The sequence below is a fragment of the Proteobacteria bacterium CG1_02_64_396 genome (genome assembly GCA_001872725.1).
In the GTDB taxonomy this organism is placed as follows: Bacteria; Pseudomonadota; MNWR01; order CG1-02-64-396; family CG1-02-64-396; genus CG1-02-64-396.
Genome location: MNWR01000008.1, coordinates 1 through 13,377, shown reverse-complemented (window position 1 = coordinate 13,377; position 13,377 = coordinate 1). Strand labels below are relative to the sequence as shown.

17 protein-coding genes and 2 tRNA genes are annotated in these 13,377 nt (G+C 62.8%); all 19 read right to left on the bottom strand.

The annotated features are described in order from the left end of the window. Positions 1 to 21: 21 nt before the first annotated feature. On the bottom strand, positions 22 to 792 hold the full coding sequence (locus AUJ55_00730; GenBank protein OIO61238.1) for an ABC transporter permease: 771 nt from the start codon (positions 790 to 792) through the stop codon (positions 22 to 24). 9 nt (positions 793 to 801) lie between these two features. Then, positions 802 to 1,845 carry an alanine racemase gene (locus AUJ55_00725; GenBank protein ID OIO61237.1) on the bottom strand — a complete coding sequence of 348 codons (1,044 nt, stop codon included), beginning with the start codon at positions 1,843 to 1,845 and terminating at the stop codon, positions 802 to 804. After that, on the bottom strand, positions 1,842 to 3,227 hold the full coding sequence (locus tag AUJ55_00720) for a replicative DNA helicase (GenBank protein OIO61236.1): 1,386 nt from the start codon (positions 3,225 to 3,227) through the stop codon (positions 1,842 to 1,844). Before AUJ55_00720 ends, AUJ55_00725 begins: the two co-directional genes overlap by 4 nt. 167 nt (positions 3,228 to 3,394) lie before the next feature. After that, positions 3,395 to 3,838: a 50S ribosomal protein L9 gene (locus AUJ55_00715; protein OIO61235.1), complete on the bottom strand. Its 444-nt coding sequence runs from the start codon at positions 3,836 to 3,838 to the stop codon at positions 3,395 to 3,397. A gap of 23 nt (positions 3,839 to 3,861) precedes the next feature. Then, positions 3,862 to 4,806: a hypothetical protein gene (locus tag AUJ55_00710; GenBank protein OIO61234.1), complete on the bottom strand. Its 945-nt coding sequence runs from the start codon at positions 4,804 to 4,806 to the stop codon at positions 3,862 to 3,864. 14 nt (positions 4,807 to 4,820) lie between these two features. Next, entirely contained in the window at positions 4,821 to 5,102 is a 282-nt protein-coding gene (locus AUJ55_00705; protein OIO61233.1) for a 30S ribosomal protein S18, read from the bottom strand. Beyond that, positions 5,099 to 5,437 (bottom strand): hypothetical protein, encoded by a 339-nt coding sequence (locus AUJ55_00700; protein OIO61232.1) that lies wholly within the window; start codon positions 5,435 to 5,437, stop codon positions 5,099 to 5,101. Before AUJ55_00700 ends, AUJ55_00705 begins: the two co-directional genes overlap by 4 nt. A gap of 14 nt (positions 5,438 to 5,451) precedes the next feature. Then, the gene (locus tag AUJ55_00695) at positions 5,452 to 5,859 is read right to left on the bottom strand and encodes a 30S ribosomal protein S6 (protein OIO61231.1); all 408 of its coding nucleotides are present in this window, start codon (positions 5,857 to 5,859) and stop codon (positions 5,452 to 5,454) included. An 87-nt stretch (positions 5,860 to 5,946) separates the two neighbouring features. Beyond that, entirely contained in the window at positions 5,947 to 6,516 is a 570-nt protein-coding gene (locus AUJ55_00690) for a ribonuclease HII (protein OIO61264.1), read from the bottom strand. 83 nt (positions 6,517 to 6,599) lie between these two features. Continuing rightward, positions 6,600 to 6,950 (bottom strand): 50S ribosomal protein L19, encoded by a 351-nt coding sequence (locus AUJ55_00685; protein ID OIO61230.1) that lies wholly within the window; start codon positions 6,948 to 6,950, stop codon positions 6,600 to 6,602. A gap of 80 nt (positions 6,951 to 7,030) precedes the next feature. Further along, the gene (locus AUJ55_00680) at positions 7,031 to 7,744 is read right to left on the bottom strand and encodes a tRNA (guanosine(37)-N1)-methyltransferase TrmD (protein ID OIO61263.1); all 714 of its coding nucleotides are present in this window, start codon (positions 7,742 to 7,744) and stop codon (positions 7,031 to 7,033) included. Next, on the bottom strand, positions 7,744 to 8,262 hold the full coding sequence (locus AUJ55_00675) for a 16S rRNA processing protein RimM (protein OIO61229.1): 519 nt from the start codon (positions 8,260 to 8,262) through the stop codon (positions 7,744 to 7,746). The genes AUJ55_00680 and AUJ55_00675 overlap by 1 nt, the downstream gene beginning before the upstream one ends. A 25-nt stretch (positions 8,263 to 8,287) precedes the next feature. Then, complete coding sequence (locus AUJ55_00670; protein ID OIO61228.1) at positions 8,288 to 8,539, bottom strand: 30S ribosomal protein S16; 252 nt, start codon at positions 8,537 to 8,539, stop codon at positions 8,288 to 8,290. A 140-nt stretch (positions 8,540 to 8,679) separates the two neighbouring features. Then, entirely contained in the window at positions 8,680 to 10,038 is a 1,359-nt protein-coding gene (locus AUJ55_00665) for a signal recognition particle protein (GenBank protein ID OIO61227.1), read from the bottom strand. Positions 10,039 to 10,125: 87 nt separating this feature from the next. After that, a tRNA-Glu gene (locus AUJ55_00660) sits at positions 10,126 to 10,201 on the bottom strand. Positions 10,202 to 10,207: 6 nt separating this feature from the next. Beyond that, positions 10,208 to 10,283, bottom strand: a tRNA-Phe gene (locus AUJ55_00655). Between the two features lie 379 nt (positions 10,284 to 10,662). Then, the gene (locus tag AUJ55_00650) at positions 10,663 to 11,877 is read right to left on the bottom strand and encodes a hypothetical protein (GenBank protein ID OIO61226.1); all 1,215 of its coding nucleotides are present in this window, start codon (positions 11,875 to 11,877) and stop codon (positions 10,663 to 10,665) included. Next, the gene (locus AUJ55_00645) at positions 11,870 to 12,478 is read right to left on the bottom strand and encodes a hypothetical protein (protein OIO61225.1); all 609 of its coding nucleotides are present in this window, start codon (positions 12,476 to 12,478) and stop codon (positions 11,870 to 11,872) included. The genes AUJ55_00650 and AUJ55_00645 overlap by 8 nt, the downstream gene beginning before the upstream one ends. 56 nt (positions 12,479 to 12,534) lie before the next feature. Then, a complete protein-coding gene (locus tag AUJ55_00640) occupies positions 12,535 to 13,371 on the bottom strand; it encodes a hypothetical protein (protein ID OIO61224.1) in 837 nt (278 codons plus the stop codon). Positions 13,372 to 13,377: the final 6 nt, after the last annotated feature.

The window sequence follows — 13,377 nt, the reverse complement described above, 5'->3', positions numbered from 1 at the left end:
TGCCCGCCCTCCACCGCCTCGTCAGAAAAACAGCGCCGTCACCATCGTGTTGGCGAGCAAGATCAAGATCGAAGCGGTCACCACGGCCCGGGTGGTCGCCAACCCTACCCCCTCCGCCCCCCCGCCCGCGAAAAACCCTTGGTGGCAACCGACCCAGGCGACGATCCCCCCGAACAAGGCCGCTTTGATGAGCCCCGAATAGAGATCGAAAAGCTCCAGGTATTGCCAGGTCCGCTCCATGTAGTTGACCGGATTGGTATCGAGCCAGAGCACAGAAACCAAAAAGCCCCCGCCGATACCGATGCCGTCGGCCAGCACGACCAAGGCCGGCAACATGACGACGCAGGCCCAAAAGCGGGGAACAATCAGGTAGTGGACCGGGTGGGTCGCCAAGGTGTAGAGGGCATCGATCTGTTCAGTCACCCGCATCGTCCCCAGCTCGGCCGCCATCGAGGCGCCGACCCGCCCGGCCACCATCAGTCCCACCAGCACCGGGCCGAGTTCGCGGGTCATCGAGAGCGAAACCACCGTCCCCACCATCCCCTCGGCGCCAAAGCGGGCAAATCCGTCGTAGCTTTGCAGTGCCAGCACCATCCCGGTGAAGGTGGCGGTAAGAATCACCACCGGTAAGGAGTCGACCCCGACCCGCTCCATCTGGGTCACCCACAGCCGCCAACGCAGCGGCGGCTTGAGACTTAAACGCAGCACCTGCCCAAGCAGCCGAGCCATCGAGCCGGTCGCGGTCAACACACGCAATACCGTTGCCCCCACCCCCTCGACAACGCGGCGCATGGCCTTTCCCTACCGATCCAGCCGGATAACCCGGCTGCGGATGGCGGTGAGGACTTCGTAGGGGATGGTGCCGAGCGCCAGGGCCATGTCGGCAACGGGGATCCCCGCGCCGATCAAGGTGGCGGTCGCCCCTGGTTTGACCGGGTCATGGCCCACATCGACCATGAGTAAATCCATACAAACCACCCCCACCACCGGATAACGCTTGCCTGCAATGACCACTTCGCCCCGCCCGCCAAGACGGCGGGAGAGACCATCGCCGTATCCGGCGCCAACCACGGCGATCCGGCTGGCGGTGAGCAGACGGTGGTGGCGTCCGTAGCCAACGTATTCCAGTGGGGCAACGTCGCGCACCTGCAATACTCTGGCGTACCACGACAACACCGGTTTGACTCCGATGGCCCCCTCCCCCGCGAAATGCTCGACGCCGTAGAGCGATAGTCCCGGACGGACCCATTCCTGTCGCGCTTGGGCAAAGCGAATCAATGCGGCGCTACCAGCCAGGCTGGCGGGGTGGTGGGGATAGCGGTGGGTCAGCCTCTTCATGGTGGCGATCAACGGCTGGGATTGTTCCGGATCGCCATCGTCGGCGCGAGGCAGATGCCCCATCAACCAGGCCCCCTCGGGGAGCTGCTCGGGCAGATCGTCCAGCGCAAAACCAAGGCGATGCATGCCCAAATCGACCTTGATCGCCGTTTTCACCCCAGCAGCGACCGCCCGATCCAGCCCTAGGCCATCGAAGGTCGTCAGCCGAAGGTTGTGCGCCGCAGCAACCCCCTCCTGCCCCGGAATCGCTCCGCCGAGGACAACGATCTCGTGATCGGGCGCCACCGCCCGCACCTCGATCCCCTCCTCCACCGTCGCTACCGCAAAACCGGGTACCTGCCCCTTCAGGGTTTCGGCGGCCCAGGTCATGCCGTGGCCATAGGCGTTGGTTTTGATGACCGCCAGCAGGCTCACCCCCCCCGCCCGCTCGCTGAGCAAAGCGGCGTTGTGGCGCAGCGCCCCGGCATTCCGTTCGATCCAGGTGCGACGTGGCGGCTGCTCGCTCAACGGTAGAAATCCTCTTGGATCAGGTTGGCAAAACGGGTGTATTCCCCTTGGAATGCCATGGCCACCGCACCAACCGGACCGTTACGCTGCTTGCCGATGATGATCTCGGCCTTGCCCTTGACCTCGTTGTAACGCTCCTTGCCTTTGGCGCTTTCGTCGTTGCGCAGGTAAACCTCTTCGCGGTAAACGAAAAAGATCACGTCGGCGTCCTGCTCGATGGCCCCCGATTCACGCAGATCCGAAAGCATGGGCCGCTTGTTGGTGCGCTGTTCGAGTGAGCGATTGAGCTGGGACAGGGCGATCACCGGGCAGTCCATCTCTTTGGCCAGCCCCTTCAAACCGCGGGAGATTTCACTGATCTCTTGGGCGCGGTTGTCCAGGTCGGCGCGGCCGCGCATCAGCTGCAGATAATCGATCACCACCAGATCGACCGGCCCTTCGCGGCGCATCCGCCGCAACTGGCTGCGCAGGTCCATCAAAGTCACATCCATCGAATCGTTGATGAACAGGCGGCTGTCGACCAGGTTGCCGGCGGCGTCGGTCAGGTGTTCGAAATCGATGCTTTCGAGCTGGCCGCTGCGCATCTTGCCGGCGTTGACCCGTGCCATCGAGGCGAGCATACGCAGCACCAGATGCTCCTTGGGCATCTCCAGCGAAAAGACCGCGACGGTCCCCTTCTGCTGCACCGCAATGTGCTCGGCGATGTTCATCGCGAACGAGGTTTTACCCATCGAGGGACGTCCGGCCACGATGATGAGATCGCCCCGTTGCAACCCGGCGGTTTCGGTGTCGAGGTCGGTAAAGCCGGTCGAGATTCCGGTGATGCCCCCCTGGGTTTTGGCCACGGTCTCTAGATGGTCGAAGGCGCGCCCCAACACGGTACGCACCCCCTCCAACCCGGCGGTAGTGCCGTCGCCACGATACCGCTGGGCAACCTCGAACATCGTCCCCTCGGCCACATCGAGGGCCGACATCGCCTCCCCCCCTTCCGTTTGGTAGGCGGTTTCGATGACCTTGGTGCCGGAGCGGATGATGTCGCGCAGGATCGAGCGGTCGCGCACGATGTCGGCGTAGGCGCGAACGTTGGCAGAGGTGGGGAATTCGTTGATGAGGTCGAGCAGGTAGCCGTGGCCGCCGATCTGTTCGAGCAGATGGCGTTCCTCCAGCGCTTCGCTCACCGTCACCGCATCGATGGGTTGTGAGCGGTCGGTCAGCTCAAGGTAGGCCTTGAAGAGCTCGCGGTGGGCGGGAACGTAAAAATCGCCAGGGTTCAGCCGCCCGCCGATACGATCCAGGGCGCTGTTGTCGAGCAGGACCGCGGCGAGGACCGCCCGCTCCGCTTCGACATTATGGGGGGGGACGCGCAGGGCGTCGGAGGACATGGGAACCTCCCAGCTGCGTTATTCCGGGAACCGCTTGGGGAGCGGATCAGAAGAGGCGCCGCCTCGGAAGGGGATAACCACGGGGATCATCCAACCCATCGGCATGGCGTCGCGCCACGCCTGAAAATCACTCCCCCGACCCAGTGGGCCGGGGGAGCGATTTTCCATTAAAGCGCTTCGACCACGACCGTCAGATCGATCACCACCTGAGGGTGGAGACGGATGGTGAAGGTGTGCTCGCCAACGTTGCGGATGGGGTTGGCCAAGTGAATCAAGCGACGATCCACGACCACGCCGGCCGCCTCGATCATCTCGGCCAACTCGTGGCTGGTGACCGAACCGAAGAGTTTGCCTTCGTTACCGGCGGCATGTTGGGCCTTGAGCTCAAGGGTGGCCAGCTGCTCGGCGGTCGCCTTGGCCTGGGCCAGGGCGGCGGCGGCGCGCTCCTCAAAGCGGCGACGCTGGGCCTCGAAGGCCTTGCGGTTGGCATTGTTGGCGACCAGCGCCTTGCCCTGGGGAACCAGGAAGTTGCGGCCGAACCCGTCGCGAACACGGATTTCTTCGCCCACGGTACCCAGTTTATCGATGTTTTCGAGCAGAATGACTTGCACGGCTGTCTCTCCTTCAAGGCGTGCTATTGAGCGCTGGAAGACGCGCGCTCACGCAAATGGAACCAAGTATCGAACAGCCCCAGAAGGGCGATGAAGAGCGCCAGCGGGAAGAAAATCGCGGCTGCAATATAAAACAGTGCCCGCATTCCAACCGGCGTTTGACGACGTTCAAAAAACCACTGCACCAGGGCCAGACCCGCCAAGAAGTAGAGCAGCGACCAAAGCATCAGGCCGTTGATTCCGGCAAATCCCATTGGCCCGCTACCCAGCCAAGCGGCAAATCCCAGTACGACGATCCACCACACCAGATTGGGCGACATCCGGTATTGAGCAAAACGGGCAAAATCGAGCGCCCGCATCACCATCAGGGCCAACAACACCCCCACCCCAATGATCGACGCCCAGGAGATCGCCAAAATACCGGGCAAAATCGGGGTGTCGAACAAATCCCGCCATTCAGCCAGCGTTCGCAGCGCCTGGGCCAGCGCTGCAGGCTCGCTGATCGCCTTGCGAAAGGCTGCCTCCGCAGCGGCGAAGGTGGGGGCCAGTGCCTCGTGAATAAACGCGGCGGGATCACCCACCGCAAATCCCCACAAAGCCAACATCACCGTTAATCCACCGGCCAGCCAAGGCAGCCCCGACATGACCGTGTGGCCCTGCCAATGTTGCAGTGCGATCCACAGACTGGGCAGTCCCAACAACAGGGCTAAAACCCAGCCGATGGGGCTGAGCAGCGCGGCCACAACAGCGGCAATTGCCACCGCCAAGGCCCCGCCACGCAAACCATCGCGCCGTCCAGCCAGGTACAACAACGCCGCAGCCACCGGCAACAGCGCCGGCATCACCGCCGTTAGGGCAATCAGCAAACCGGCCAGCACCCCCGCAAGGGGGAACCGGGCAATCCGGTCGACCCATTTGGGAATTGCCCCGTTCAGAACGGGGGGGATTCCCGGTTTGGCATCGTCCACGGAGTCTGGACGAATCAGCGGCGGTGCAGCGCCGTGAAGGGAATCAGGGCCAAGATCCGAGCACGCTTGATGGCGATGGTCAGACGGCGCTGATGCTTCTGGCAGGTCCCGGTGATCCGCGAAGGAACGATCTTGCCGCGGTCGGTGATGAAGCTTTTGACCATCTCGACATCGCGGTAGTCGGGGATCGACTTGTCGACGCAGAACCGGCAGACCTTGCGGCGACGGAACACGGGACGACGACGGGGGCCACCCTTGGGTGCGCCTTCGGTTTTCTTTTCGGTGGATTCGCTCATGACTTTCTCTCCTCGGAAGGGGGCAGGGGAATCAACGTTTCGGCCATCACCATGATGCGACCGAAGCGTCGCTCCCCATCCCGCGTCCAAACATTTTGGATCAAGCGCCCCTCGATTCGGACCTTGCTGCCGGGCCGGGGGGGCTGACGCCGATCAAACGGTTCGGGAAGGGTGATTTCGACTTGAAGCTCCTCCTGCCGCTCCTGCCCCCAAAGTTCGGCCTGTGCCGTGTACTCCAGGGTGAAGACCACGACTTGGCGGCCCGAAGGGGTGACCCGTTCCTGCACCGGGGCTTGTACTACACCTTCAAGGACCAACCGGTTGGCGGTCGGCATAGAGGGGCTGTAGGTCAGTCTTCCCCGTCCTCGTCGGAATCTTCGTCCCCATCGTCCTCAACCACTTCCTCGTCGGAAGCCTTGGGGGCGGGACGAACATCGGCGGGACGGGCCAGAGGGCTGGCCTCTTCGGGGATGGCGTCGATCTGCACGTGCATGAAACGCAGCACCTGCTCGTTCAAACGCAGACGACGCTCAATCTCGGCAATCGCCTGACCCGAAGTCTCGAAGACCAAGTGGATGTAGAAGGCGCGGTTGATCTTGGCGATGGGGTAGGCCATCTCGCGCAGCCCCCAGTTCTCTTCCTTGGCGATGGCGCCACCGTTGGCCGCGACAACATCGGCAACGATCCCCTTGATGGCATCACGCCCTTCGGCGTCGACCTCGGGTTTGATCAGATAGGTCAATTCATAAAACGACATGAGACGATGGTCCCCCTTACGGATGATGCTCCAACAGTGGAGCTCAGCCCCAGGTCGAACGCCTGGAGCAAGGTCTTGCAGAAATTGCTATAGACCCGCCGCTACGGCCACGGGCCGAAACGAACGGCGATGAATGGGGCAAGGCCCCAATTCTTTTAACGCCTTTTGGTGCGCCGCCGTGCCATACCCCTTGTGTACGGCAAAACCGTAGCCGGGGTAGATCACCTCGATTTCAGCCATCCAGCGATCACGGGCCTCCTTGGCCAAAATCGAAGCCGCTGCAATACTCAAAGAGCGCGCATCACCCTTGACCATGGGGTGGATCCCCCCGGCAAATCCCCTCGAAAACCGAGGTATCAGGGGACCATCCACCAAAACCGCATGGGGAGGGCTCGACAGCTGCGCAACCGCTCGGTCCATCGCCAAGAAGGTCGCCTGGAGAATCCCCAGGGCATCGATCTCGTCGGCACCAGCCCAACCCACCCCCCAGGCGTGTGCCTTGGCGCGGATTTCGACCTCCAAGACTTGGCGACGCCGGGCCGTCAACTTCTTGGAATCGTCGAGCCCTGAGAGCGGCCGGGGCGGATCGAGAATCACCGCCGCAGCGGTCACCGGACCGGCCCAGGGGCCGCGTCCAGCTTCGTCGATTCCGGCCACCGGCCACCCAAGGGTTAGCTCCCCTTCGAGACGCTCCTGGTCGGGCCAAGCCCCCCACGACGCCTCGATCACGGCAGCAATGCTCAGCGACGCTCGCGGATACGGGCAGCCTTACCGCGCAGGGCGCGCAGGTAGTAGAGCTTGGCGCGGCGCACGACGCCGTGGCGCACCACCTCGATCTTCTCGACCAGGGGGCTGTGGAGGGGAAACACCCGCTCCACCCCTTCGCCGAAGGAGATCTTGCGCACGGTGACGGCGGCGTTCAGACCGCCGCGTTTCTGGGCGATGACCAGGCCTTCGTAAACCTGGATCCGCTGGCGGTTGCCCTCGGTCACCTTCACATGCACCTTAACGGTGTCACCAATGCGGATCTCGGGGATCTGCTTGCGCTCGGCTTGTTCTGCCTCGATTTTGGCGATGATCGCGTTCTTCATCGGACCTTCTCCTTAACCGGTGGACCGTTGTGGCCCACGCTATCAATCGGATGTTGGCTTGTTGATGGAAGCGCTGGCGTTCAGCACTTCGCCGTAGTCTCAGTCAGCAAATCGGGCCGCCGACTGCGGGTACGCTCCAGCGCCTGCTCCCGCCTCCAGCGGGCGATGGCGCCGTGGTCGCCCGAAAGCAAAACATCGGGGACCGCTAACCCCTCCCATTCCGGGGGACGGGTAAAGTGGGGGCAATCGAGCAGCCCGTCACTGAATGAATCTTGTTCGGCCGATTCCTGGCTTCCCAACGCGCCGGGCAGAAGCCGCGCTACCGCGTCGATCACCACCAGCGCAGCAGGCTCGCCCCCCGAAAGCACGAAATCGCCAACGGAGAGCTCCTCGTCGATCTCTTGGGCGATCACCCGCTCGTCGACCCCTTCGTAACGACCGCAGAGCAGCACAAACCCGGGCAACTCGGAAAGCCGCTGTGCCTGGGCCTGATCGAACCGCCGCCCCTGGGGCGACAGATAAATCACCGGGGCGTCGGGATAACCGGCCCGTGCTTGGCGGACCGCATCGGCGACCGGCTCGGGCCGCATTACCATGCCGGGGCCGCCGCCGTAGGGGGTATCGTCCACCGCCCGATGCCGCCCCACCCCCCAGTTTCGGATGTCGGTGGTCACCACCTCCATCACCCCTTTGTCGATGGCCCGTTTGGGTATCGACACCGTCAGGGGAGAGGCAAAAAACTCGGGGAACAGGGTCAAAACCTCAATCCTGAGCCCCCGCTTTTCGGGCTGCATCATGCCCCCTCGACGGGGGGGTGCCAGGCCACCACCAGCTGGCGCTGGTCGGGATCGGCGTGAAGGACCACCTCGTCGAGCCAGGGGATCACCTGCTCCCCCGCCTGACCCAGCACCACGATCTGCCAATGGGCCGGGGTTTCAAACCAGGCGGTCACCACCCCGTAGTCGTATCCGGTTTCATCCACCACCCGCCACCCTGGCAGATCGGAAAGAAGGAACTCGTCTTCGTCCAGCTCAAGGGCGGTCCGCGGGACCTCGATCTGCCAGCCGATCAGGCCATGGGCCTGCTCCGGAGTGGTCACCCCGTCGATCTCGACCACCAGATGTTTGCCGCGCCAGCCGCCCTTCGGCTTTGGGATTTCGCGGGTCTGCAGACCGTTGACCAAGCGCCAGGGGCGATAGGCCAGGGCGTTTTCGGGGGGATCGGTCAGGGAAAACACCTTGACCGCCCCCTTGACCCCGAAGACACCGACGACCTTGCCGATCTGCAACCAGTCGGTCACCTCGGCCTGCATGTCGCACACTGCCAAAGACCCGGGATCAGGCAGATTCGCCGCCCGACCGCAGCTGACCGGCCACACGGGCGACGGTCTCGGTGGCTTGCGCACCCTTGGCAATCCAGGCGTCGTACTTGACCAAGTCGATTTTCACGGCCTTGGGGGTGGCAACGGGGTTGTAGAACCCCAGCTGCTCGATGAAGCGACCGTCGCGAGGCGAACGCACGTCGGCGACGACGATCCGGTAGAAAGGACGCTTCTTGGAGCCACCGCGGGCCATACGGATTTTGACCATGCTGCAAAAACCTCTTGCTTCCCAAAGAGTTCGAAACGCAAGGCCCCAATGGACCCCACGAGATTCCCCAAAGCATCTCGAAAGACTTTTCGAGGGTTTCCCCGGTCGGGGGAAAAAAAGGTCGCGGATTGTGCACGACCTCAACGGAAAGGAAAACCCCCCCCGGGCATCCGGGGCATTCCAGGCATTCCCATCCCGCCGCGCTTACCCATCTTGCCGGCTTTTTTCATCATTTTTTGCATCTGATCGAACTGTTTGAGCAGCCGATTCACCTCGGGAAGGGCGGTGCCCGACCCGGCGGCGATGCGCCGTTTGCGACTGGGATTGATGATCTCGGGCCGCTCGCGCTCCTTCATCGTCATCGACGAGAGGATCGCCTCCATCCGCTTCATCTGCTTTTCGGCATCCTCGTCGGCGATCTGCCCCATCAACTTTCCGGCGCCGGGGATCATCCCCACCATGTCACGCAGGGAGCCCATTTTGCGCAGCGAAGCCAGCTGATCGCGCAGATCGTTGAGGTCCAGCCCCTTCTTCTTGAGCTTCTTGGCGAGCTGCTCGGCCTTCTTGGCGTCGACCTGACCCTGCACCTTTTCGACCAAGGAGACTACGTCGCCCATGCCGAGGATGCGTCCCGCCATCCGCTCGGGATGGAAGGGGGCGATGCCGTCGAGCTTTTCGCCGGTGCCCAAATACTTAATCGGCAGCCCGGTCACATGGCGCAGCGACAGCGCCGCGCCCCCGCGGGCATCGCCGTCGGTTTTGGTCAGCACTACGCCGGTCAGGTTGAGCCGGGCTTGGAACGCCTGCGCCACCTTAACCACGTCCTGGCCGGTCATGGCATCGACCACCAGCAGGGTTTCGACCGGCTGAGCCGCCTGGGCGACCTGAACGATCTCCTCCATCATCGCTTCGTCGACGTGCAATCGTCCGGCAGCGTCCAGGAGCAGAACGTCAGCCCCCATCTTGCGCGCCGCATCGAGTCCGCGTCGGGCGATGTCGACCGGCTTTTGATCGCTGGAGGAGGGGATCACCTCGGCCCCAACCTGGGCGCCGACGCTGGCCAACTGTTCGATGGCGCCGGGCCGATAGATATCGGCCGAGACCATCGCCACCTTCTTTTTATCGGCCCCGAGCAACTTGGCCAGCTTGGCAGCGGTGGTGGTTTTACCCGAACCCTGCAAACCGACCAGCATCACCACGGCGGGGGGCTGCGCCTTGAGTTCGAGGGGGACCGCTTGCCCCATCACCGCCGTCAGCTCTTCGTGGACGATCTTGACGAAGACCTGGCCGGGATTCAGGGAGCCAACAACCTCTTGCCCCAACGCCCGCTCGCGCACCTTGTCGAGCAGGTCGCGCACCACACTCAGGGCAACGTCGGCCTCAAGCAGCGCCATGCGTACCTGGCGCAGGGCGTCGGCGATGTTCTCATCGTTGAGCGCACCACGGCCGCGAATCCGTTTGAAAATCCCGTCAAAACGCTCGGTTAGCTGATCGAACACCGTTCACCCCCAAGGCGCGAATGGGCATACAACCAAACAAAAACGGCTCCATCGCGGTGACACGATGGAGCCGTCGCTGTGGAGTCGTGGCGTCCCCAACCGGATTCGAACCGGTGTTGCCGCCGTGAAAGGGCAGTGTCCTAGGCCTCTAGACGATGGGGACAAAGAGTGGTGCCCAGGGGCGGAATCGAACCACCGACACGGGGATTTTCAGTCCCCTGCTCTACCGACTGAGCTACCTGGGCCCACACTCCCGACGGGAGGCAGCGAGGCCACCTCCGCGAGGGGCGCGAATCATAGGCAACGTCAAGGGTAGGTCAAGGTTTTTTTGAACTCTTTGAGGGGGTTCCGAGGCAAGGAGGACTTGGCTTCCAAGCCTGTTTCGGAGCGACCGGAATGACTTCTCAACCGGGCTTTTCGTTGCGTCCGTCTTTCCCTGCCGTACCACCGGATCGCCATCGCCCATTCGGCAACGAACCACTTACGTCTCTTCCACACGGCAAAATAGAGGGCATCTCTAAAAACCTTTAGGGAAGCGCTGATTTAATGGCGCTTCCGAGCAGTCCAGGGATGGGCTGGGAGGCTCCCTTAAATACGAGAAAACACCCCCACCAAGCCCGAAACCTACAACCAGTTTTTCTGCGAATAATCACCGCGCAGCAAACGCTGCATGCTGAGCGCCGCAATTTTCCGCCCCCATTTGAACTCTTTGTAGAGGACCAGGAATTTCCAGATGTCGCGCAGCACCTTGATGCGATCGCCCGGCGACAGCGCCATCAGCGCCTTGGGGAAGTCGGCCTCGTGGGGTTTGTCGAAGGCAATTTTGAGGGGGTTCCACTGGTCGGTGGTTCGCCTGACCTCTGAAGCGATGGCGCGGCGGTAGACATCTTGTACCGGCAGGTCGCGCAGGATTGCATCGACGATCGATTCCCCCGCAATCGCCCCCGAATGCAGGGCGCAGCTCATCCCCTCGCCGATCATGTTCAAAAACCCGGTCGCCTGCCCGGTAATCAACACCCGTTCCTTGCCGAAGACGTAACGGTTGATGAGCGAGGGGCCGAAGTTCTCGGCGGTCCCCTCGTGGTCCTCGTCGGCCGGCCCCAGCTTCACCCCGTGTTTCTTCTCGAAGTAGTCGGCCACAAAGCGGTGGCGGTCGTGGAAGCTGTCGCCGATCTTGAAGCCGACCCCGACGATCTGCCGCCCATCCCGGGCGTGGCTCCAGGTGTAGTGGCCCAGCTCGGGGTGAAACCAGAAATGGAAGTATTCCTCGTCCAGGGGGCAGTCGATGATCTCGTGAAATTTCTGCCCCACGAAAAACATGGGGATCCGGTTGTGGTAGTCGGGATAGAGCGCCTTGATGACCGGGGAGACTGGACCGTCGGCCCCAACCACGTACTTGGCCTTGATCTGAAACCGCTCCCCCCCCTTGCGCCGGGCGGTGACCACCACATGGTCGGGATGCTGCTCCAGCCCCAAAAACGAGGTCTCGTCCATGATCTCGGCCCCGCTTTGCAGCACCGCCCAATGGTCGGCGTACTTGCGATGCAGGTGGGGGGTGGTGCCGCCGAAGAAATCCATCGACATCGACACCATGCTGGGGAAGTGGAAGGTCACCCCCCGGGTGTAGGTCGGCTCGTGCAGCGCCTCGCGGGGGAGCGGGCCGAAGTTCTCGATCAAAAAGCGGTAGCCGCGCGGCGAGAGGATGCCGCTGCAAATCTTGTGGCGGGGCAGGCTTTGCTTTTCGAGGATCACCGTCTCAAGACCGGCATCGACCAACCGCTTGGCGGTGGCGGCGCCGGCCAAACCGGCCCCGACGATCACTACGTCGGTGCTACGCATGGGCGTTCTCACTTCCAATTAATTCACTGATATGCACGACCGGCTTGCCGGTGATTTCGGCCAACAGGGCTTGATCGCACCGGCTTTCGACCACGATACGGGCGAACGTCCGCCCCTTGAGTAGCCACTGAATTTGCTGCTTCACGTCGAGCTTCTGCACCTGCCCCTCCCCCAAGTGTTCGATACCGGTCGGAATGGCCATGCGATGCAGATCGAGGTTCATGCCGCACCCGGTGCGACGGCGCAGCGCCTCGTAATGGGCGACCCGCTCGACGTGGTGGGCATGAAAGGAGCGTGGCTCAATCACATAAAAATCGTCCGGCCCCAGCAATTGGAGCAAAACCGGATCGCGGCTGGCGTCGAAGCGATCTTCGGCGGGGCAGGCGGCGGCCCGTCGGGCGACCAGATCGGGATCGAGCCGCCGCAGGCCGTTTTCGATCATGCCACGCAGGTCGATCTTCTCGGGGCAGATCAGATCGCAAATGCCGCAGAGCAGACACGACAGCAGCGGCTCGGCCAAATCCTGGGGCTGGGCGCCGTTTTGCAGAGCGCGAGCCATCCCCTGGGCGCTGAAGGTGACATCCCGCTTTTGCAGCCACATCGGGCACGAGAGCAGACACAGGGAACAGCCGTGGCAGTTTGAATAAGTGGCGGCCATTAGAAGATCGTGTCCCGGTTGAGAATCATGCTCGGATCGGCCTTTTTCTTCATTTTCAAATGGCGCTCGACCACCTCATCCCCCAACGCCCGACGGATGTACCCCTTCATCATCCCCCCGAAGCGGTAGTAGCTGGTCTTCATATCGACCCCGATGTCGTAGATCTCGTTTTTGAACGATTGCAGTTGGTCGCGGCTGTACTGCACCCCCTCGAACATCGGCTCGAACTCGCAGCCGTAGGCCCACCCCTGGGCGTCAGGGGGAATGCTCGACAGCTCGTAGTGGGGACGGTGGTCCTCCCGTAGCCGGATGCCGACGCAGTAGAGGGTGTAATAGGGGAAGTATTTCTTACACACCGCGTTGCCCCGCTTGACCGCCTCGACGAATTTCTCGGCGTTGGTGGCCAGATCGGGGATCACCATCTGCCGGTCGCCCCAGTGTTTCCAGACCGCACGCGAAAAGACGACCGTGCGGTCCTGCATGTTGCCCCCCTCCATGTGGTGGCCCGGTTGCAGATCGGGGAAGAGCTCCCGCTTGCGCTTGAGCAGGAACATCGCCTGTTTCCACCGCCAGGGGCGCCAGGCGTAGCGGGCCGCCAGTTGCAGGGCAAAGCGCAGTTCGCCAAATCCGCGCAGCTTGGGGCGGATCTCGCGCATGAAGCGGGCTTGGCGCGACGCCTCCTGGGGCACATCGTTTTGGCAATCGAAGGCGACCAGCAGGGTGACCGCCGCGTCCATCATGGTGAGGATGCCGCTGTAGTCGCACAGCTCGGAGCGGTCGACCGCCATGAGATCTTCAAGGGCCTCTTCAAGGCAGCCGTAGTAGAAGTAGTGCATACACAG